This window comes from Halalkalibacter urbisdiaboli, assembly GCF_002156385.1.
Taxonomy (GTDB): Bacteria; Bacillota; Bacilli; order Bacillales; family Bacillaceae_D; genus Halalkalibacter_A; species Halalkalibacter_A urbisdiaboli.
Genome location: NZ_MVJM01000001.1, coordinates 900,968 through 921,671 on the forward strand (window position 1 = coordinate 900,968; position 20,704 = coordinate 921,671).

A 20,704-nucleotide genomic window follows, 5' to 3' on the forward strand; every position below is an offset into this window, starting at 1 on the left:
CAAACGATTTAAAAATCCCCCTCCTTCATCAAGTAAAAGCGCTAACAATCTGGAAAGAAAAATTGAAAACGTTTAATAACTACACATTAAACTTACTTCACATTTGTCGATTGCACTATAAACCAAAAGTTTAGGGGTAGTAACTTTTCGTTTGTCGTCACGAAAAAAGTCGATTTAACGGGCTTTTTAGCACATCAAATCGACTTACTTATTCTCTGTTTTATCTTTAATATAACTTTTAAATAATAAAATAGCCTTTGATTGAATACCTCTTTTTCGAGAAACTAAGTAGATATTTTGTGGAATTTTCTCTGCTAATTTAATGACCTTTAAGTTATTTTGTTTCAAGGTTGCTTCAACGAAATCAACCGATATGGCTACAAATCCATTCAATTCGCATAACCTGTGAGCTGATAATATACTGCCAAATTCATGAACCACATTTGGTGTAAAGCCTTTATCTAAGCACATATCAACAAAACTATGGTCCTTCCCCTTACCAACAGATTTGACAACTAAAGACTCTTCCTTCAGATCCTCAATCGAAATTTCGTCTCTATCGGCCAAACGGTGATTTTCCGAGACAACAGCTACAGCTTCTCCTAAAACAATTAACTCATGTTCACAGTTTTCAATATCTTCATAATCCGTGACTAATCCAATATCTACTTCCTCTTGAAATATTTGATTTAGGTAAGAATCATCTGGCAACTCCCTAATCTTAATTTGGATATCAGGATACTCCTTAGAAAAATCATATAAAAGTTCAATAGGTATCACAGCTGTGGATGAATACGTGACTACAACATCTAACGTTCCTTTACTACCGCTAATAATACTGATTTCTTTTTTTAGATCCTCCATCAGATAAACGATATGCTGAGCTCTGGCATATAGTAATTCGCCAGCCTCTGTTGCGACCATTCCTCTAGGGCCACGATCAAATAACTCAGTCTCTAATTCCAATTCAAGCTGTTTAATCGTCTTGCTAAGACCTTGAGGGGTAATAAATAGTTCCTTAGCAGCAGAGTTGATACTATTCATCTGATACACCTTATTAAAATGTTGCAGTGCTTCTATATTCATAATTTCACCTTTTTTGTATTCCCTCTACATTGTAAATCCGTTTTAAAATTCAGTATAGCACTTTATTAAATCAATTTGCAATAAACTCTAAATCTAGCGTTTGATAGAACTACTAACAAATAACTAATAACATTAATGACTTTTTCCTAATCTTTATTTATTAGATTTCCTTTGTTATAATGCTTCCATCCCTGCTTTATCTTTGCTTGAACTTAGGGAAATTCATTTTAGATAATACAGTAAGTAAGGAGATTCTACATGTACGATTATCTAATAGTAGGTGCTGGTTTATTTGGATCAGTATTTGCTTATGAAGCAAATAAAAGAGGAAAAAAGTGTTTAGTTATTGATAAAAGAGACCATATTGGAGGCAATGTCTATACAGAGCAGATTGAAGGGATAAACGTCCATAAATATGGTGCTCATATTTTTCATACAAATGATAAAAAAATCTGGGATTACGTTAATCGATTTACGGAGTTTAATCGATATACGAACTCGCCAATTGCAAACTATAAAGGCGAACTATATAACCTCCCATTTAATATGAACACATTTAATAAATTGTGGGGTGTTGTTAGTCCTGATGAAGCCAAAGCGAAAATCGAACAACAAAAAAAAGAAGCTGGTGTCACAGAACCGAAAAATCTTGAGGAACAAGCCATCTCCCTAATCGGAACAGATATTTTCGAAAAATTAATTAAGGGGTACACCGAAAAACAATGGGGAAGGCCAGCTAAAGAATTACCTGCTTTTATCATTAAAAGACTACCCGTTCGGTTTACCTATGATAATAATTACTTTAATGACCGCTACCAAGGAATTCCAATTGGTGGTTATACAAGTATTATTAAAAAAATGTTAGAAGGCATTGATATAAGGTTAAATGTTGATTTTTTTGAACAACGTAAGGAATTAGAAGCATTAGCAAACAAAGTCGTTTATACAGGGATGATTGATCAATATTTCAATTATACATTCGGTGTACTAGAGTATAGAAGCCTTCACTTTGAAACAAAGGTATTGGCTGAAACAGATAATTATCAAGGGAATGCTGTGGTCAACTATACAGATAAAGATACTCCATACACACGAATTATTGAGCATAAACATTTTGAATTTGGTACACAAGATAAGACCGTGATTACAGAAGAATACCCTTCCGAATGGAAGCCAGGTGATGAACCCTATTACCCAATTAATGATAATAAGAACAATGAAATGTATAGAAAATACAAAGCGTTAGCTGATAATGAAAAAGATGTGATCTTTGGCGGTAGACTGGCTACTTATAAATATTTTGACATGCATCAGGTCATCGGAGCTGCTTTAGCTACGGTTGAGAAGGAATTTGGAAATAAATAAAACATACATGCCCCCCCACCTAACATATAGGTGGGGTTCTTTAACGCTTACGTTGGGACAATGCACACAAAAAAAGCAGTACCGTGATAACAGTACTGCTTCTTTAAACGTAAGCGCCACTTTTGGCTACACCATTGCGCCCTCTTCTTCCTTCTTAAAAAACGTCTTCATCGCATGGTACACGTCGCCTTTCTCCTTCAGGATGTAATGGCGAAAGCGTGGATCTTCGATGTTTTTGTATGCACTCATTAATGTGGAGTGGCGGCTGTATTGATTCACCTCACCATACCCAAACATACTTGATACGTCCATTAGCTTCTCGACAAGCTTTAAACAGCGTGCATTATCGGATGTGAGGTTATCGCCATCTGAGAAGTGAACGGGATAGATGTTATAGCGCTTTGGGTCGTATTTCTTTTCAATTAGCTCAAGGGCTTTTCGGTAGGCTGAGGAGCAAATGGTTCCACCGCTTTCCCCTTTTGAAAAGAAGTCTTCTTCTGTAACGACCTTTGCTTCTGTATGATGGGCAATGAACTCGATTTCGACTGTTTCATATTTTGAACGGAGAAAGCGCGTCATCCAGAAGAAAAAGCTTCGTGCCATATATTTTTCCCAGCGTCCCATACTTCCACTCGTGTCCATCATCGCTAGTACGACTGCTTTTGATTCAGGGCGGGTGACTTCATTCCATGTTTTAAAGCGTAGGTCATCATTATAAATTGGGTTTAACCCTGGTCTTCCTTCTAGTGCATTACGTTTAATTGCAGAGAGAATTGTACGACGCTTATCGATATTGCCCATTAAGCCTTTTTTGCGGATATCATTAAATGAAATATCCTCGATCACAATTTCATCTTCTTCTTTCTTTTGCAGGTTTGGTAGCTCTAACTCACGGAATAGCATTTCTTGAAGCTCTAAAATCGATACTTCCGCTTCAGTATAATCCTTTCCAGCTTGGTCTCCAGCTCCTTGGCCTTTTCCAGGACCTTGTTGCTGCTTTGCGTTTGGGTCACTCGCAACAACATCTCCGACCTTACTATCACCATTTCCTTGGCCAACATGCTTGTTTTTATCATAGTTGTAACGGATTTTGTATTCATCTAACGAACGAATTGGAATTTTTATTACATCACGTCCATTTGACATGACAATGTTTTCTTCACTAATCAGGTCTGGGAGATTCTTTTTTATCGCTTCTTGGACCTTTTCTTGGTGACGACGTTGGTCTTGGTACCCCTTGCGATGGAGGGTCCAATTCTCCTGGGACACGACAAAGGTAGGTCTGTTATTTTTTTCCATTGTTTTCCCTCCCTATTCTAGTTGAATATTGCACGTATCGGAACCTATAAAAGTTCGATTATGCGATTCACATTTAGACTGGGTAGTGCATATAATGGTTTCGAGCCGTGTGATGTAAGAAGTGCCATTTAGGATAGCTTACTTTATCCTATGCAGACAGGGGAGAGAGTTGCTAATAAATTCTGACAAATTGTTTACTTTTTAACGGGACAGGCTTTTTCCGTGTATTGAATCATATACCAAAAAAAGCAGCCACAAAAAAGGTGTGACTGCTTTCTTATATGTTTATTCTTCAGTTAGTGAACAGGCCCTACTTCCTTAAGTGGCCAGAATCGCAAGTCAACTTTTCCGACGATTTGTTCCTCACTTACAAAACCGATTCTTCGGCTATCTAAACTATTTGGGCGATTATCCCCTAATACAAATACATGGTTTTCGGGGACAACATCCGAACAGACAAAATCATTTGTATAAAGCCCTTCACCGTATTCGGCTTTTCTTTGGTCTAAAAAAGGTTCTTCAATAGGCTCGTCATTTACATAAAGAATATCATTCTCATAACGAATAAGGTCACCAGGTAAGCCGATCACACGTTTGATGTAATCATCCTCATTGGTCGCATTAAATACAATCATATCAAAGCGTTCAGGCTTAGAGAATCCGTAGCCAACTTTATTTACAATAAAGCGTTCTCCATCATGAGCGTTAGGCATCATTGATTCGCCTTGAACCTCATAGCTCGTAAAAAAAAACGTTCTTATAATGAGGGCAAGCATTAAAGCAATCACGATTGCCTTGATCCATTCTAACCATTCATTCTGGTTTGTTTCCACTTTATTTCCTCCGGGTTCTTTTTTTATAATTTACCATTCTTCCCTCTTATCTACAAGTCAAAAGGACGACTGTCTTTTAGTGACTAGACAAAAAGAGAGATTCTGTTTTGACAAACGAACCCCGATGCTTTATATGATTCTATTTGACAGTGGATGTGCGAAGTCGCTACATGTTGTAAAAGCCTTACGATGAGAGAGGCACTGAAAAAGGGTGGGTTTCCCTTTTTCAGTGCCCTATAAGTAATGTGCGAAGCCATTACTTCTTCTTTGAGTTACAAGAAGTAGTTTTTCAGTGGCCTTACGATGAGGTCTTTCTCATCGTAAGGCTCGTAGCGAACGGAGCCATTGCAAGCACGTTTGTGCTTTTGAGCTAATTAACGGTTTAACAAGCTGCCAACATATCGAAGCAATTCATTTGCAGACGTTGAATTATAGCCATGTTCGTCGATTAATCGTGCGATAACCTCATTGATTTTCTTCAATTGAGATTCATCAGGTGTTTTTACGGACGTTGTAATTTTGACAATGTCCTTCAGGTCGGCAAATAATTTCTTTTGAATCGCTTCACGTAAGCGTTCATGTGAATTGTAATCAAACTTCTTCCCTTTTCGTGCATAGGCGGAGATTCGAATGAGAATTTCTTCACGAAACGCTTTCTTGGCGTTCTCCGAAATTCCGATTTGCTCTTCAATTGAGCGCATCAGCTTTTCGTCTGGAGATAATTCGTCCCCTGTTAATGGATCACGAAGTTTATTCTTATTGCAGTAAGCCTCAACATTATCTAGATAATTATTCATTAACGTTTTCGCTGACTCATCATACGAGTACACAAAGGCTTTTTGAACTTCTTTCTTTGCAATTGAATCGTATTCTTTTCTTGCAATTGCAATAAAGTCCATATATCTTTCTTTATCCTCTTGAGAAATAGACGCATGTTGGTCAAGACCTTCTTTAATGGAACGGAGTACATCTAATGCGTTAATAGACGTCAGCTGTTTTCGAATAATTGCTGAGGAGATTCGGTTAATGACATAACGCGGGTCAATGCCCTTCATCCCTTCATCTGGGTGCTCATTCTTTAACTCCTCTAAGTCTTGGGCGTTAAAACCTTCCACACTTTCGCCATCGTATAAGCGCATCTTTTTCACTAAATCAATGCCCTGCTTTTTCGGCTCCTCTAAGCGGGTTAAAATCGTAAAGGTTGCAGCAACCTTTAAGGCATGAGGGGCAATATGGACATGTGATAGATCACTTTCTTGGATCATTTTCTTATAAATACGCTCTTCCTCACTAACTTTAAGATTGTAAGGAATTTTCATTACAATTATTCGTGAATGAAGGGCTTCGTTTTTCTTATTTGAAATAAATGATCTATACTCCGCTTCATTCGTATGGGCTACGATTAATTCGTCAGCGCTAATTAAAGCAAATCTTCCTGCTTTAAAGTTTCCTTCTTGGGTAAGTGATAATAAATGCCATAAAAACTTCTCATCACATTTGAGCATTTCTTGGAATTCCATCATTCCACGATTCGCCTTGTTCAATTCCCCATCAAAACGATACGCCCGCGGATCTGATTCTGAACCGTACTCAGCAATCGTCGAAAAATCAATACTACCTGTTAAATCGGCAATATCTTGGGACTTTGGATCAGATGGACTGAAGGTACCAATCCCTGTTCGCTTATCTTCTGAGAAAAAGATTCGCTCAACAATGACGTCTTCAATTCGACCACCGTATTCCTCTTCCAATCTCATCATATTTAATGGAGACAAATTCCCTTCAATCTTAATGCCATACTCTTCGAAAAAGTCATCACGCAGGTGTTGCGGAATTAAATGAAGCGGATCCTCATGCATCGGACAACCTTTAATCGCATAAACCGCACCGGCATCTGTACGTGAATATTGCTCTAAGCCTCGTTTTAGCATCGTCACAAGTGTAGACTTCCCGCCACTAACTGGTCCCATTAATAATAGAATCCGTTTACGCACATCTAATCGTTTGGCAGCTGAATGAAAATACTCCTCTACCAGCTTTTCAATTGAATCTTCCAAGCCATATATTTGGTCACTGAAAAACGAGTATTTCTTACTACCATTCTCCTCTTCAACGCCAGCATCCTTAATCATATTATAGACACGAGAGTGCGCTGTCTGAGCAACATAAGGTTTTTCCTTTAATAGCTCCAAATACTCCCTAAAAGTCCCTTCCCACTTCAATCTTTCTTCTTCTTCTCTGTAATTTTCAACCTTTTTTAAAATATCCATGTGACGTACCTCCATTCTCGTGATCAACCGCGAGATTATTACAACCTATGCGAAAGATTGGTTGAACATGCGTCTCTTTTGAATTTTCAGAAACTTCAAAGGAATCTTAACCTCTGTTCAGTCTATTAGTTTCATATATAATCCATTCCTATTGTAATGAAAATCGTACTATTTCCAGAAAAAACTACTGATTTTCGTACACGCAAAATCTATCCGGAGGGCTTCTATCAGTGGTACAATAAATTGAATTGTAGAAAGAGAGTGTTGCTGATGATAAAAACTAGTACAGGCTGGTTATTTATTGGACTGCTTTTTTTATTTTTTTCGTTTCTAATTGTGGAGGTTACCGCTGAAGTAAAAGACGTTCAGACACTTTCTGAAGTATTAGATGGACATGTCAAACTTAATGATATTACCCTCTCTACCAATAGTACGATGTATGATCGGAATGGTCGTCTTATCTCTACAATCTATAAAGATGAAAATAGAATTTACTTACCTTATGATGAAATCCCTAAATCGGTGATTGATGCTTTTATTTCAACGGAGGACAAGCGTTTTTTTGAACATAAAGGATATGATGCTGCTGCAATTGTCCGTGCCTTTTTAATCAATGCCGAAAAAGGCACAATTGAAGAAGGTGCCAGTACAATGACACAGCAACTTGTCAGAAATGTTTTCTTAGGGCATGAGCAAACCTATAATCGAAAAATGAGTGAGCTCCTCTATGCACATGAAGTAGAAAAACATTATTCAAAGCAGGAAATTTTTGAGCTTTATGTCAACTCGATTTATTTTAATAATCAAGTATACGGATTTGGAGCAGCAAGCCATTTTTACTTTAATAAGAAAAGTAAAGATTTATCCTTAGCTGAAATTGCGTTTTTAAGTGCCATTCCTAATAATCCTACCCACTATGATCCTTTAAAAAATAGTGAGAAAACGAAATTAAGGCAACAATGGATTTTAAATAAAATGCTTGAAGCAGGAAAAATTACAGCTGACGAGCATGATAAGGCAATTGCTGAACCAATTGTGTTAAACATTCAAAAGCGTGTCGATAAGTATCCTGATTACGTGACATACATTCACTATGAGTTAACCGAGCTTGTTTCCGTATCAGAAGGTTTTGATCTTCAATTATCACAAGCCGCATCAGAGGATGCTAAACAAGCGATTAAGCAAAGGCTAGATGCTCGCGTCCAATCCTTACTTGAACAAGGATTACAAATTGAAACAGCACTCGAACCATCGATGCAACAAAAAGTAATTGAATCGTTTAATCATCATTTACGGAGCGATGTTCAAGGATCCGGGGTCGTCATTGATAATCAAAACGCCGAAATCATTGCGATTTCTGGAGGGAAAGATTTTAAGAAGTTTGATTTTCATCGCGGGTTTCAGAGCTATCGCCAACCTGGCTCAGCAATTAAGCCATTACTCGTTTACGCTCCTTACTTTGAAGAATTAGACATTCCCATTCAAAGTAAAATTAATGCAAATAACTTCTGCCAAGGAAGCTATTGTCCAAAGAACTTTGGTGGAGGTCAGTATGGAATGGTTTCGATTTCGACAGCCTTTAAAAACTCGTATAATACACCAGCTATTCGAATTCTTGACCGTGTCGGAATTGAAACGGCATTTACCTATTTAGAAAAGCTGCCTTTTAAACGTATAAGTACAACTGATTATCAGCTCCCAGCTGCTCTCGGAGGATTAACCCATGGCTTCTCACCACTTGAGCTTACTCGTGCCTATACGACGTTTGCTTATAATGGGAGCTTTATTCCGTCGTATGGGATCCGACAAGTCAAAGATCGAAACGGGGACATTCTTTATTCGTGGGATAAAACCGCTGTTACCATGTGGTCACAAGGGACAAATGATAAAATGCGCCACTTGTTAAGCACGGTTGTTGATAGTGGTACTGGAACAAAGGCACGTATATCTGCCCCATACGTTGGCGGTAAAACTGGGACAACGAATGACTTTCATGATTTATGGTTTGTTGGGTTGACCGACCGTTTTACAGCAGGTGTTTGGATCGGAAAAGATACTCCTAGTGAATTATCCTCACTTTATAAGCAAGCACCTCATTTACAAATTTGGAAAGAGATTATGCAATAATAAAGCAGCAAAGAGGGGTTGTCTCAAAAGCATAAAACGTGCACAGCAATGGCTTCGTCCGCTACGCTCATTGCATGAAGGCTGTGCCAAAAGGTTAAAAAACAACCTTTTGGCACAGCCTCCCTCTTTTTTACAAAGGTAAACTTGCCACTAAGCTATTGTAAAGTTTCACAAGTGCATAAATAACAGCTAGAATAAACGTACTCCAAAAGATCGTATGGAAGAAGACAAGGCCTATTAAGCCGGATGCTGAAAGGGAATCACTTACTTTATAAACAAAGTAAATAAAATAGATTAAACTTGCAACAACAAAAGCAATACAAAGCAAAACAATTTCTTGTGAAAGAACAAGAGCCAGAATGCTGGCTATTAAATAAATCCATGAACCTGCCTTTACTTTATTTAGTTCGAGACCTTCCTCATCCTTTGAAAAAAAGAGCATCGACAACTCTATCGTCGTATCCGCAATTAATTTTAAGGCTGAAAACACCATAAAGAAAAAGAGAAGCAATAAAAATAACAGTGTTAGCTTTATTCCATTCTCAGAAAAAAACTCACGCATCCCTTCATATAAACCTAAGTCCATAAGCTGTTGAAGAAGAAAAAGCTGCGTGTATAAAGCGAAAGCTAGGCTAAATAAAACGATTGATATAAGTGGAAAATGACTTGTGATATACCGATTAGACATGATACTGCGTCTCCTGTTCTTTTACAAAAAGCAATTAAATCGGAGGGCATTGAAAAAGGGAAAAGCACCCTTTTTCAGTGCCCTCTTAAATCGTAAACCCTTAAGCAAACGCATGAAAACCAAAGGGCTCATTCTCCTGTTGGTTTTGAGTGATAAAGTACTGTATATGCATTTAACTCATTGCCTGTTGCCGGTCCTTTTTCCTTTGATTCTCGTTTCTCCTGGTGAGCACGTTTAAATGCATCGCTATGTAACCAGTTTTCATAATCTGCTTTCGATTCCCACTTTGTAAAAACCACTTGCTTTCCATCTTCATTTTCATTATTTAAAAACATAAACTCTAAGCACCCAGGCACCTTTTTCATATTATCTGCTGCTTTCCCAAATCGACCTGATAAGTGTTCCTTTGCTTCTTTTGGTACGTGTAATTCATTCATAACAACATACATCGTTCGTAACCTCCCATTTTCTTTATTATCCAAATTATACAGCATGTACTATTAGAATAAAAATTGCAGGCTTCATCAATAATACGAAAGAATTGACATGACCTTGTCACGATTTTCTTGTACTTTTGATTTCTTTCTTAGGCGCTTTGTTTTATAATATACGTTAGAGTACCACAAGGAGGATGTTAACATGAACCTTTTACTTATCCTTGGTATCTGTGTAGCCTTTTTATGTGCTATTTTTACAGCTGGCTACGAAGACAATCCACATAAGAACTAATCAAAAAAACGACCTATCTCTTAGAGAAGGTCGCTTTTTTGATTTAGGAAAGACCTTTAAATCCTTGTTGGCGTATCGCTTCATATATAATGATCGCAGCCGTATTCGACACATTTAATGAGCGGACTTTATCTGTTTGTGGAATTCGAAAGCAACGTTCAACATTTGCTGCTATTAAGTCTTGTGGTAACCCTGTCGTTTCACGGCCAAATACAAAGAAATGATCCTTTTGCTCATCTGTATAATCAAATTCACTATAATTTTTCGTTCCAACGGTTTCAATATAATAAAATTCACCGTCTGGAAACGTTTGAAAAAGCTCGTCCATTGAGTCATAGTAATGAATTTTCACATTTGGCCAATAATCACATCCGGCACGCTTTAACATTTTATCGTCTGTTGAAAAGCCTAAAGGGCGAATTAGATGTAATGCTGTATTTGTTCCAGCACATGTCCGAGCGATGTTCCCTGTATTTGCTGGAATTTCTGGTTGGTATAAAACAATATGTAATCCCACAATTGCACCTCATTATCTAGTATAAAAATTACTTGTCATCGAGGGCACTGAATTTTCAGTGCCCTCGCATGTTCTATTATAGCAACAAAGAGGCGTCTCTACCAATATAGGGTAGAAAACGCCTCTACAATCGAGCCCACTGAAAAACTACTTCTTGTAACTCAAAGAAGGAGTAATGGCTCCACACATTACTTAAAGGGCACTGAAAAAGTGAACTGCACCCCAAAAGTTAGAGTTAACAATCTGACTTTGGGGTGTGTTTTTTATGGCTAAATATAGTGACCAATTTAAATTAATGATAGTACATGAGTATCAAAAAGGACATTTATCGTTTGACAGGTTGGCAAAAAAACACGGTATGAATGACAGCACTGCCATAAAAAAATGGGTGAAAGTTTACGATAAATTTGGGACGACAGGTTTGATGAAAAAGAGTAAGAGGGAAACTTTTTCTGTCCAATTCAAACTCGATGTATTAAGCTTTATGAAAAGAACAGGATCTTCAGAGATGGATACCGCTATTTACTTTGGATTGTCCACCCCTTCGATGATAGGTGCATGGAAGAAAGTTTTTTTGGAAGATGGTGCTGAAGCCCTGGATAGAACGAAAGGAAGACTACCCATGTCTGATAAAGCTAAAAATATAAAAAAACAACGTACAGAAAAAGAAATGACGTATGAACAAAAGCTTGAAAGAGAGAACGAGCTCCTACGTTTAGAGGTAGAATACTTAAAAAAGTTGCGAGCTTTTCAGATGGATCCGGAGGGCTATCTCGAAAAGCACAAGCAGCGTTATCATTCGAACTCAAAGAAAAGTTCAAACTAAAAGATGTTCTACAAAGAGTCGGAATTCCTGATTCCTCCTACCATTATCATATAAAAGAGATCAAGAAGGAGAATCCGAATCAGAAACTCGAGGAATGCATCCAATCCAAGTTTGAGGAACATAATGGGAATTATGGGTATCGTCGTATCTGTTTGGAGTTAAAACAAGATGGGCTCAAAGTGAATCACAAGAAGGTTCAACGCATCATGAATAAACTTGGGCTTAAATGCAAGAAATTTAGTAGAAAGTCACGAAAATATAGTTCTTACAAAGGAACAATTGGAACTGTTGCCAAGAACCTTATCAATCGTCGGTTTCACACAAGTGTGTGTCATCAGAAATTAACAACAGATATCACAGAATTCAAGTGCTCAGATGGTGTAAAACTGTACCTAAATCCAATTATGGACTTGTTTAATGGCGAAATTCTTTCTTATGAGATAAATATGCGTCCAACCTTAGAATTGGCTCTTAAACCTCTTGAGGAAGCTTTAGAAATAGTAAAAGATTCAAGGTATAGAACGACTGTTCATTCTGATCAAGGCTGGCATTATCAACATAAAAAATGGGTAAAAACTCTAAAGAAACATAAGGTGTTCCAGAGTATGTCACGAAAAGGAAATTGCTTAGACAATTCACCTATGGAAAGCTTTTTCGGATTATTAAAACAAGAAATGTATTATGGTGAGGCACTCTGCTCATTTGAGAAATTAAAAAAGAGAATTGAAGACTATATCAATTATTATAATAACAAACGCATAAAGCAAAAATTGGCAGGCATGAATCCGGTTCAATACCGTATTCATACCAGCCAATTAGCAGCTTAATATAAAACTCTAACTTTAGGGGGTCACATCAAAGGGAAACCCACCCTTTTTCAGTGCCCTCCTACAATCTACGCATTTACAATGTGAAAAAATTTATATTTAATATTTGGTGTCCAGGCTGTTGAATCTTCATATTTCCAGTAGCGCATTCTACTATTGGCGGTTTGGGCATTGACTAACGGTTCTCCATTTCCATCCTTTGCGACGACTATCGTGGAATGCTGAAATCTACCATCACCATCAAAGTCATAACAAATGACATCTCCTAGCTCAAGCTCCATTGCGCTATCTCGTTCTTCTCCTTTTAACCCTTGCTGTGCTCCACTTAAATACCAACGTAAGGAATGAGCCACTGACCAACTAAAACTCCAATTTTCTCCACGATACCACCAGCCCTTAGATCGATTTGGATATCCCGTCATTTGAGCCCCACCTGCTCGTAGGCATTGCGAGATAAAATTCGTGCAATTATCAGTAAACTTTTTATATTCTGGATTATAATCATTCCACCACCGCTCCGCATAACGAACAGCCTCGCGCCGATCATACCCAGAACGAAAACTTTGATTTCTTAAAGGTTGCTGTCTTGACTCAAGCCATGGCTCAGGGGTAATGACTTCGCGCTCAGATGACTGCTTATCAATTAATTCCTTGTCATCCTTTAACTCACCGTCTTGAAACGTAGCCCGCCGAAGCTGAGCGGTTTCTTCTAAGTATAGTTTCCCTTTTATCCCGATTAACTGCTCATACTGGACTACATAATCAATCTGTGTTGTATGATTCATATTCTGTGAACGTATAACATCGCCCCTCACAGTCGATTTTACAACTTCAGCTCCGCGTTTTTCTAAAGAATTCTGCTTCCGTTCTATACACGCTTTTTCATCCTGCCGACAAAAAAAGGCATTTCTATGACCAACAAAAGAAGCGTTTCTCTGCTTAACTAATTCATGAATTTGTTCAATCATTTTAGCATTCATTTCAATTCCTCCTTTCTCCCCTCCTAAGCAGTCTATGACATAGAGCTTGGCAAACATGATACAACTACAAATTACAAGCAAATAAAAAAGGAGATATCCTAAAAGGCTCGTTCTTAACCTTTTGGACATCTCCTGGTTGATTCGTTTATGAGATTTTCTCTATAGCTCCTTCTAATGAAAGAAGCTGTTCTTTTTTATCAAGTCCACCGCCGTAACCTACCATCGCACCATTACTACCTATTACACGGTGACATGGAATGATAATCGGAATCGGATTTTGATTGTTTGCTCCTCCGATTGCCCGAACCGCTTTTGGTGCCCCGATTTCTTGAGCAACCTGTTTATAAGAACGCGTTTCTCCATATCCTATTTTTCGTAGCGCCTCCCAAACCTTTTTCTGGAATGCTGTACCATATAAATCAATTGGCACATCAAACGAGAAGCGTTGACCATTAAAATATTCTGTCAGCTGTTGCTTTACTGGAGTTACGGTATGGTTACAACGTATAAGTTCACCTTTCATCCCTTGCTTCTTCAATTTTGCCTTTAACGTAGCGGTACACTTTTGGAGTGAACCGAAATGAATATGACAAACGCCATGGTCCGTTGCAACGATCGTAAGAGTTCCAAGGGGACTATCCATTTCATCAACAAAAAAATATTGCGTTGTCATGTCAACCCTTCCTTCCGATTGTCCAGTCTTTTTCATCATCTTACATTAGACAAAGACCTTTTTTCCAACTAATTAATGCTTATTTTCGAGCATTTTCAGCCCTCTATCAATTTCTCGTAGTACTTCCTCATCCTTTTCCTGCTTTTTCGCAGAAATAAGCACCGATTCCTCTTCTTTGCTACCAATTTTGCCAATTGCCCAAGCTGCAGTTCCTCTAATGACAGGTCTAGGATCACTTTTTACGATTTGTGATAAATTTGGCAATGCCTGTTTATCCTTAAAGTGGGCAAGGGCAATAATGGCATTACGTTGAATAGGCTTTTTTCCACGCCACGATCCCGATACATGACCGAACTTTTCCTTAAACTCACGGTTTCCTATCGTTAAGAGCGGGATCAACTTCGGCTTTGCTAGTTCAGGATCTGGCTCCATTTCAGGATGATGGTGGAAGTCCTTCCCCTTGTTTTCTGGACACACTTGCTGGCAAGTATCACATCCATAGAGACGATTTCCTATCTTTATTCGGTATTGTTCAGGTAAGAACCCTTTTGTTTGTGTTAAATAGGCGATGCACTTCTGAGAATCTAATTGCCCCCCTTGAACAAGTGCTCCAGTTGGACATGCCTCCACACATTTATTACAGGTTCCACACTGTTCAGTGAGTGGCTGATCCGGTTCAAATGGAAGTGTAGTAATAATCTCACCTAGGTAAACATAGCTCCCGAATTCGGGTGTAATAATCGCACAGTTTTTCCCACTCCAACCAATTCCCGCTCGTTCTGCAACCGCTCGATCTGAAAGCTCCCCTGTATCAACCATTGAAGCCGTTCTAGCTTCTGGAGCTTTTTCTTTAAGAAATGCCTCGAGTAGTTGCAATTTCCCACGGAGAATATCGTGGTAGTCTTTCCCCCAAGATGCCCGACAAAAAATCCCCCTTCGTTCTTCTCGCGTACTTTTTGGTGGGTTCTCCATTTTAGATGGATAGGCCAACGCAATCGATATGATTGAACGCGCTTCCACTAGTTTTTTCTGTGGGTAGACACGCTTTTCAATGTCTGGTTCTTCAAAGCCTGATTGATACCCGAGCTGTTGTTGTAGTTTTAGTCGATCCTTTAATTGTAAAAACGGGTCTGCAGAAGCAAAACCAATTTTATCGACTCCGATAGTCTTACTATATGCAACCAGTTCCTGTTTTAATTGGGCGAGTGTCATTAAGCCCATCACCTTTCTTCAAACTTTTCTTTTTTTTATGCTAAAATAAACAGAAATTAACGGAGGAGGCGCAAAACATTGGTTCACATCCAAATCGATCCATTTATTTCTTCTGTCGTACCTAAATTAAAGCTTGGCCTTATTACTTATCATGATATCGTGATTAGCGATTCTCCACAAATGTTAAAGGGGCGTTTACAATTTTTTCAAGAAACATTAAAAGTTGAGCTTGAGTCAAAAGACTTATCTGAGTTTAAAGGAATTGCCGAATGGAGAGAAGTATTTAAAGCTTTTCATATCTCACCATCGAAATATCGCCCTTCAGTCGAATCGCTTTATCGACGAATAAAAAAAGGGGATAGTCTTCCGCTTGTCCATTCTGCAGTCGATTTGAATACATTTTTTTCCTTGCAATACGAAATCCCATTCGGTATTTATGATTTAGATTTAATTGATGGAAATATCAGCCTACGACTTGGTCGACAACATGAAGCATACGAAGGTATAAATGGACGTGAAAACTCACTTGAGGGAAAACTCATCACATCCGACTTACAAGGTCCTTTCGGAAGCCCGATCGTTGATTCGCTAAGAACTAGTGTAACCCCTACAACGACCAATGCCGTTCACATTCTTTATCTACGTCCTTCAATGACGAAAGAAGAAGCAGAGCAGTTAGTGAAGGCCGTAGCAAAAATGTTTACGCAAATACATGGTGGAAATGCTTCGAGCGATATCATTTAACTCTATAGTAGAATTCCTTACTGACTATTTTTTTAGTTGTGTTTATTCTTCCTTCTAATAGGGAATTAGTAAAATGAAACCATTAAAGGAGGAAGGTACGTGAGTCAAGAAAAAGTTTCCGGCATTTTAAATAGGCAAATTGCAAACTGGAGTGTACTGTTTATTAAGCTTCATAACTTTCATTGGTATGTAAAGGGGCCACAATTCTTTACGCTACACACAAAATTTGAGGAATTATATAACGAAGCCTCGACACATATCGATGAATTAGCAGAAAGACTTTTAGCACTAAAGGGAAGTCCTGTTGCTACGATGAAAGAGTTTTTAGAAACAGCTTCCATTTCAGAGGCAAGTGGAAAGCAGACAGCTGAAGAAATGGTCTCACAACTTGTAGACGACTTTAACATCCTTATTGACGAGCTAAAAGAAGGGATGGAAGCAGCTGATGCTCTTGGTGATGAAACAACTGCGGACATGCTTCTAGCGATTCATCAATCATTAGAGAAACATAATTGGATGCTACGTTCATTTTTGAAATAAGAAAAGCGGCTATGCCGCTTTTCTTATTTTCTGCCCCTAGCGTAAAACTAGAACGCGACAGATATATATTTGACCTCTAAATATTCCTCTAAGCCATGATGTCCTCCTTCGCGTCCAATCCCACTTTGCTTCCAACCACCAAAAGGGGCTTGTGGCACAGAAGGCAACCCATCATTGACACCAACAATTCCATATTCAAGCTTTTCACTTAAACGAATCGCTCGACCAATATCACGAGTCATTATGTAGGCAGCTAATCCATACGGTGTATTATTGGCCCGCGCGATAACCTCTTCCTCTGTCTTAAAAGTGAGGACAGGTGCTAATGGGCCAAATGTTTCTTCCTGGATACAAAGCATGTCATCCTTTACGTTATGAATAATGGTCGGTTCAAAAAACAGCCCTTTTACATGATTACCACCAAATCTTATTTTAGCTCCTCTTTGCTTCGCATCGTTAATATGTCGATCCACCTTTTTTATCGCCTCTTCATCAATAAGGGGGCCAACTTCCACTCCGTCTTCTAATCCGTTTCCTAGTTTCAACGCATGAACAGCCTTTTCAAATTTCTCTAAAAACGCCTCCTCAATTGATTCAGCGACATAAATCCGATTTGCACAAACACAGGTTTGGCCTGCATTACGAAATTTAGAGCCTATTACTTGTGAGACAGCTACATCTAGATCAGCATCATCCATAATAATAAACGGAGCATGTCCACCTAATTCAAGTGAAATCTTTTTCACCGTTTGAGCCGCCCCACTCATAAGTAATTTGCCAACCTCCGTTGAGCCAGTAAACGTTAGCTTCCGAACTCTTTCATCTTGCTGCCAAGCTTCAGCAATTCCTCTCGCATCCCCTGTCACTATATTCAACACTCCATTTGGCAAACCAGCCTCAACAGCCAATTCTGCAATTCGCAGAGCTGTTAATGGCGTTTGTTCTGCTGGTTTCACAACGGCTGTACACCCAGCGGCTAAAGCAGGCGCAACCTTTCTTGTAATCATAGCGGCCGGAAAGTTCCAAGGAGTAATCGCTGCAATTACGCCAACAGGTTGCTTTTGCACAAAAAGCCGTTTATTTGCAGCCGAAGCAGGAATCGTTTCTCCATATACCCGCTTACCTTCTTCTGCATACCATTGAATAAAAGAATTAGCATATGCAACTTCTCCCCGTGCTTCTTTCAAAGGTTTTCCTTGCTCTCTCGTCATCAGCTTCGCAATTTCTTCTTCATGTTCCTGAATTAAGTAAAACCATCGCATCAAAGTTGCACTACGTTCTCCAGCTGTTTTTTGTGACCAGTCTGTAAAAGCAGCGTAAGCCGCATCAACAGCTGCAATAGCTTCATCTGTACGACCATTTGGAACGGTTCCTACTAATTCACCATTGGCTGGATTAATAACCTCTATAACTGGAAGATTGCCACCTATCCATTGACCATTAATTAACATCTCCACATTGATTCTCCTCTCTCATTCTAGTTAACTACTTTTTCGCCTTCTCTCTTCTAATCCCCTTCTATAATTGCCTTTACAATAACGGAAAAACGTCCCCTCTCTTAAGTGAGGGAACGTTAAAGGCTATCCTAAATATGCTCTTAGCATCCAAACATGTTGTTCAAGTGATGTTTTGATTTGGATAAACATATCAGCAGTTGACTCGTCTTCTTGTTCAGAAGCAATTTGGATTAATTCCGACGATTCATTAATAATTTGTTCAAAATCTGCAGCAATGGCTCTAACCATATCAGCAGGACTTTCATTATTCGTTGCCTCTTGAATCGTTGCTAGTTCAAGATATTCACTTAGTGTAGCAATAGGTCTTTCCTTAATAGTAAGAATTCGTTCGGCAATTTGGTCAATATAGCCTGCCGCTTCTGTATAATACTCTTCAAACTTAGTATGCAGCGTAAAGAAATCAGGTCCTTTGACATACCAATGAAAGTTATGAAGCTTTGTATTTAGAACATTCCAGTTTGCTAATTGCTTGTTTAATGCTTGTTTTAAAGTCATGAAGATTCACTCCCTTTTTTTCTATAATCCTATTATAATCTTAATTATAATAATTATCAATAGATAACTAATATAATTTAAATTCAAGTAACCTTGTTCTTGCATCGATCTTCATTACACCAGCTCCTCTTTACTTACTCTAAAAAAACACAAAAAAAGAGAGTGGCATTGCACACTCTCTTTCCGCTCTTTTTACCATTCATTATTTATTCTCTTTTCAACAACCTCTGTAAAGAATTGCTCATATCCTTCAATATCCAATTTATTATACTCAGTTACAAACTCTTCCCACTTGCTCTCGAACTCATCTGGAGAAGCTAAAACAATCATTGGATAATACTTTCTCTTTAAATCCCCTGCTTTTTGAGCAAATAAATCCGTTGGTGAGCCTTGCTCAACATTTGCACTCCACGTCGGGTACCACGGACGCTCTTCTGGCTCTGCAAATAAATCAGCAAATACTTCAATATTGTACTTTTCTAAAAGAACTTTATCGCCGTCTGTATACGCAGCACGAGCAACCTCTGCTTGTCTTCTTGGTTCAACAGCATTCCCATCAGAGAACGTTCCATTTAGACGCGGCCAGCTCCAGTCGAAATAAGCCATGCCCAATTCTTCCTGATACTCTGTTTTAGCCACTTGTTCGATTTGCTCCGCTGTGCGATAGAAGCGGCCATTATCATCGACTTCGTAATGCTCACCTTCAAATCCCCACATGATTAAACGTTGATTCTCTTCTTTAATCATATTATCCCAATACTGAATAATACGCTCTGGGTTCTTTGCACTTACTGTAATCCCGACACCACGGTTTGTGATGAATGAATTAGGATCCAAATATTGATCCTTAATGTTTTCATCAAACGTAATTGGTAAAGCGACAAAACGACGATCATCATCACCAGCATCTTGTAAATTAACGAGTGCTTGGTTTACTTGCCAACCATAATCAAAAAATCCTAACACACGACCTGAGGCAAGCTTTGCTAAATACTCATCATAGTTTGCAACAAAGGCTTCTCTATCAAAAAGTCCTTTAGCATTTAAGTCATTAAGCTTCTTTAAATATCTCTTTGCATAATCACTGTTAGCATAAACCTTTGCTTCATGCGTTTCCATATCAACTATCACTTCACCGTCATTCGGATATCCTGCTAAATGCATTGGTGTATTAGAGAAAGCAAAAAATCTCCAATCATATGTTAAAGCTGTAAAACCGATCGTATTGCCTCCATCAATTTGTGGATATTTTGCTTCATATTGCTCAATTAGGTCCATATATTGATCAAGTGTTTTTACTTCTGGATAGCCAAATTCCTTTAGAACTCCACGTTGAATCCAAAATGCACCTTGGTCAATATTGGGGTTTGGAATATAGTCCTTTGTTACTGAAAAAGGAAGGTAATAAATATTTCCATCCTCTTTTTTCATAGCATCTAAATGAGGACCGTAAGCTTCCAATAGGTTTGGACCATGTTCCTCAAGTAAATCATTTAATGGGATAAATGCTCCTGCGTCAAGGACTTTATCAATTGCGGCATCAGGTGAAAGAAGATCCGGATATTGACCACTTGCAATCATTGTCCCAATTTTTGTATTCATATCACCAACCAGATGTTCAATTCTAAAGTTCACACCCGTTTCTTCTTCAAAAATTTTACCGATTCGCGTTTGATTTGTTTCAATATCGTTTCCAGCACTACCAGCATCAAAATACGTATACGTAATCGGTGATTTATCAACTTCTGTTGTTGCGTCATCTCCTGATTCGGCTGGTTCTTCCGTCGTACTATTATTACTAGTACAACCTACAATGACAAAGAGTAATAGGGCAAAAATAAAGAATAAACTTTTTTTCTTTAACAAATCGACAACCCCTCTCATATTGTGTCGCTCACGTGAAAACCCTTACATGTAAGCCCTTTCATTATATAGTTTACTGATACGTTGTCAGGACCCTAAAAACTATAGTCCAA

The 20,704-nt window shown here is 38.4% G+C and carries 19 protein-coding genes; 6 read left to right on the plus strand and 13 right to left on the minus strand.

Features of this window, described 5'->3' with window-relative positions; genetic code table 11:
* Window positions 1–204: 204 nt before the first annotated feature.
* Window positions 205–1,086 (minus strand): LysR family transcriptional regulator, encoded by an 882-nt coding sequence (locus B1R93_RS04525; protein WP_088102769.1) that lies wholly within the window; start codon window positions 1,084–1,086, stop codon window positions 205–207.
* Window positions 1,087–1,344: 258 nt separating this feature from the next.
* Between B1R93_RS04525 and glf the strand changes: the two genes are divergently transcribed.
* Window positions 1,345–2,451, plus strand: a complete 1,107-nt coding sequence (gene glf / locus B1R93_RS04530) for a UDP-galactopyranose mutase (RefSeq protein ID WP_088102770.1) — start codon at window positions 1,345–1,347, stop codon at window positions 2,449–2,451.
* 126 nt (window positions 2,452–2,577) lie between these two features.
* Here the strand turns inward: glf and yhbH are convergent, their stop codons facing one another.
* The 3 genes from yhbH to B1R93_RS04545 form a co-directional block, all read right to left on the minus strand.
* A complete protein-coding gene (gene yhbH, locus B1R93_RS04535) occupies window positions 2,578–3,750 on the minus strand; it encodes a sporulation protein YhbH (protein ID WP_088102771.1) in 1,173 nt (390 codons plus the stop codon).
* A gap of 296 nt (window positions 3,751–4,046) precedes the next feature.
* On the minus strand, window positions 4,047–4,583 hold the full coding sequence (gene lepB, locus B1R93_RS04540) for a signal peptidase I (protein ID WP_088102772.1): 537 nt from the start codon (window positions 4,581–4,583) through the stop codon (window positions 4,047–4,049).
* Window positions 4,584–4,957: 374 nt separating this feature from the next.
* Window positions 4,958–6,853 (minus strand): PrkA family serine protein kinase, encoded by a 1,896-nt coding sequence (locus B1R93_RS04545; protein WP_088102773.1) that lies wholly within the window; start codon window positions 6,851–6,853, stop codon window positions 4,958–4,960.
* Between the two features lie 270 nt (window positions 6,854–7,123).
* On the opposite strand from B1R93_RS04545, the gene B1R93_RS04550 reads away from it, so the two are divergent.
* Window positions 7,124–8,980, plus strand: coding sequence for a transglycosylase domain-containing protein (locus B1R93_RS04550; protein WP_088102774.1), 1,857 nt, complete (start codon window positions 7,124–7,126; stop codon window positions 8,978–8,980).
* A 130-nt stretch (window positions 8,981–9,110) separates the two neighbouring features.
* Here the strand turns inward: B1R93_RS04550 and B1R93_RS04555 are convergent, their stop codons facing one another.
* The 3 genes from B1R93_RS04555 to trmL all read right to left on the minus strand — a co-directional run bounded on the left by B1R93_RS04555 (window position 9,111) and on the right by trmL (window position 10,914).
* A complete protein-coding gene (locus tag B1R93_RS04555) occupies window positions 9,111–9,668 on the minus strand; it encodes a YufK family protein (protein WP_088102775.1) in 558 nt (185 codons plus the stop codon).
* Between the two features lie 128 nt (window positions 9,669–9,796).
* Entirely contained in the window at window positions 9,797–10,117 is a 321-nt protein-coding gene (locus tag B1R93_RS04560; RefSeq protein WP_088102776.1) for an antibiotic biosynthesis monooxygenase family protein, read from the minus strand.
* Between the two features lie 323 nt (window positions 10,118–10,440).
* Complete coding sequence (gene trmL / locus B1R93_RS04565) at window positions 10,441–10,914, minus strand: tRNA (uridine(34)/cytosine(34)/5-carboxymethylaminomethyluridine(34)-2'-O)-methyltransferase TrmL (RefSeq protein ID WP_088102777.1); 474 nt, start codon at window positions 10,912–10,914, stop codon at window positions 10,441–10,443.
* A 265-nt stretch (window positions 10,915–11,179) separates the two neighbouring features.
* Between trmL and B1R93_RS04570 the strand changes: the two genes are divergently transcribed.
* Window positions 11,180–11,740: a helix-turn-helix domain-containing protein gene (locus tag B1R93_RS04570; protein WP_088102778.1), complete on the plus strand. Its 561-nt coding sequence runs from the start codon at window positions 11,180–11,182 to the stop codon at window positions 11,738–11,740.
* A complete protein-coding gene (locus B1R93_RS04575) occupies window positions 11,641–12,567 on the plus strand; it encodes an IS3 family transposase (protein ID WP_133058600.1) in 927 nt (308 codons plus the stop codon). Before B1R93_RS04570 ends, B1R93_RS04575 begins: the two co-directional genes overlap by 100 nt.
* 68 nt (window positions 12,568–12,635) lie before the next feature.
* On the opposite strand, the gene B1R93_RS04580 is transcribed toward B1R93_RS04575, so the two are convergent.
* The 3 genes from B1R93_RS04580 to queG form a co-directional block, all read right to left on the minus strand.
* Window positions 12,636–13,547 (minus strand): amidase domain-containing protein, encoded by a 912-nt coding sequence (locus tag B1R93_RS04580; protein ID WP_245308185.1) that lies wholly within the window; start codon window positions 13,545–13,547, stop codon window positions 12,636–12,638.
* 145 nt (window positions 13,548–13,692) lie between these two features.
* Window positions 13,693–14,220, minus strand: a complete 528-nt coding sequence (locus tag B1R93_RS04585; protein WP_088102780.1) for a methylated-DNA--[protein]-cysteine S-methyltransferase — start codon at window positions 14,218–14,220, stop codon at window positions 13,693–13,695.
* Between the two features lie 72 nt (window positions 14,221–14,292).
* Window positions 14,293–15,432: a tRNA epoxyqueuosine(34) reductase QueG gene (gene queG / locus B1R93_RS04590; protein ID WP_088102781.1), complete on the minus strand. Its 1,140-nt coding sequence runs from the start codon at window positions 15,430–15,432 to the stop codon at window positions 14,293–14,295.
* Window positions 15,433–15,510: 78 nt separating this feature from the next.
* On the opposite strand from queG, the gene B1R93_RS04595 reads away from it, so the two are divergent.
* Together B1R93_RS04595 and B1R93_RS04600 are read left to right on the plus strand one after the other, a co-directional pair.
* Window positions 15,511–16,176, plus strand: a complete 666-nt coding sequence (locus B1R93_RS04595) for a B3/B4 domain-containing protein (protein ID WP_245308186.1) — start codon at window positions 15,511–15,513, stop codon at window positions 16,174–16,176.
* Between the two features lie 99 nt (window positions 16,177–16,275).
* The gene (locus B1R93_RS04600) at window positions 16,276–16,716 is read left to right on the plus strand and encodes a Dps family protein (protein ID WP_088102782.1); all 441 of its coding nucleotides are present in this window, start codon (window positions 16,276–16,278) and stop codon (window positions 16,714–16,716) included.
* Between the two features lie 47 nt (window positions 16,717–16,763).
* On the opposite strand, the gene B1R93_RS04605 is transcribed toward B1R93_RS04600, so the two are convergent.
* The 3 genes from B1R93_RS04605 to B1R93_RS04615 form a co-directional block, all read right to left on the minus strand.
* Window positions 16,764–18,167: an NAD-dependent succinate-semialdehyde dehydrogenase gene (locus B1R93_RS04605; protein ID WP_088103405.1), complete on the minus strand. Its 1,404-nt coding sequence runs from the start codon at window positions 18,165–18,167 to the stop codon at window positions 16,764–16,766.
* 129 nt (window positions 18,168–18,296) lie between these two features.
* Window positions 18,297–18,728: a Dps family protein gene (locus B1R93_RS04610; RefSeq protein ID WP_088102783.1), complete on the minus strand. Its 432-nt coding sequence runs from the start codon at window positions 18,726–18,728 to the stop codon at window positions 18,297–18,299.
* A 192-nt stretch (window positions 18,729–18,920) separates the two neighbouring features.
* Window positions 18,921–20,594 carry an ABC transporter substrate-binding protein gene (locus B1R93_RS04615; protein ID WP_245308187.1) on the minus strand — a complete coding sequence of 558 codons (1,674 nt, stop codon included), beginning with the start codon at window positions 20,592–20,594 and terminating at the stop codon, window positions 18,921–18,923.
* Between the last annotated feature and the right edge of the window lie 110 nt (window positions 20,595–20,704).

Bases quoted from the DNA above. Each gene is read 5' to 3' on its own strand.
- B1R93_RS04550 (WP_088102774.1), top strand. From the start codon at position 7,124: ATGATAAAAACTAGTACAGGCTGGTTATTTATTGGACTGCTTTTTTTA.
- B1R93_RS04610 (WP_088102783.1), bottom strand. From the start codon at position 18,728: ATGACTTTAAAACAAGCATTAAACAAGCAATTAGCAAACTGGAATGTT.
- B1R93_RS04555 (WP_088102775.1), bottom strand. From the start codon at position 9,668: ATGTCTAATCGGTATATCACAAGTCATTTTCCACTTATATCAATCGTT.
- glf (WP_088102770.1), top strand. From the start codon at position 1,345: ATGTACGATTATCTAATAGTAGGTGCTGGTTTATTTGGATCAGTATTT.
- B1R93_RS04570 (WP_088102778.1), top strand. From the start codon at position 11,180: ATGGCTAAATATAGTGACCAATTTAAATTAATGATAGTACATGAGTAT.
- yhbH (WP_088102771.1), bottom strand. From the start codon at position 3,750: ATGGAAAAAAATAACAGACCTACCTTTGTCGTGTCCCAGGAGAATTGG.
- B1R93_RS04560 (WP_088102776.1), bottom strand. From the start codon at position 10,117: ATGTATGTTGTTATGAATGAATTACACGTACCAAAAGAAGCAAAGGAA.
- B1R93_RS04545 (WP_088102773.1), bottom strand. From the start codon at position 6,853: ATGGATATTTTAAAAAAGGTTGAAAATTACAGAGAAGAAGAAGAAAGA.
- B1R93_RS04605 (WP_088103405.1), bottom strand. From the start codon at position 18,167: ATGTTAATTAATGGTCAATGGATAGGTGGCAATCTTCCAGTTATAGAG.
- B1R93_RS04580 (WP_245308185.1), bottom strand. From the start codon at position 13,547: ATGAATGCTAAAATGATTGAACAAATTCATGAATTAGTTAAGCAGAGA.
- B1R93_RS04585 (WP_088102780.1), bottom strand. From the start codon at position 14,220: ATGACAACGCAATATTTTTTTGTTGATGAAATGGATAGTCCCCTTGGA.
- B1R93_RS04525 (WP_088102769.1), bottom strand. From the start codon at position 1,086: ATGAATATAGAAGCACTGCAACATTTTAATAAGGTGTATCAGATGAAT.
- queG (WP_088102781.1), bottom strand. From the start codon at position 15,432: ATGACACTCGCCCAATTAAAACAGGAACTGGTTGCATATAGTAAGACT.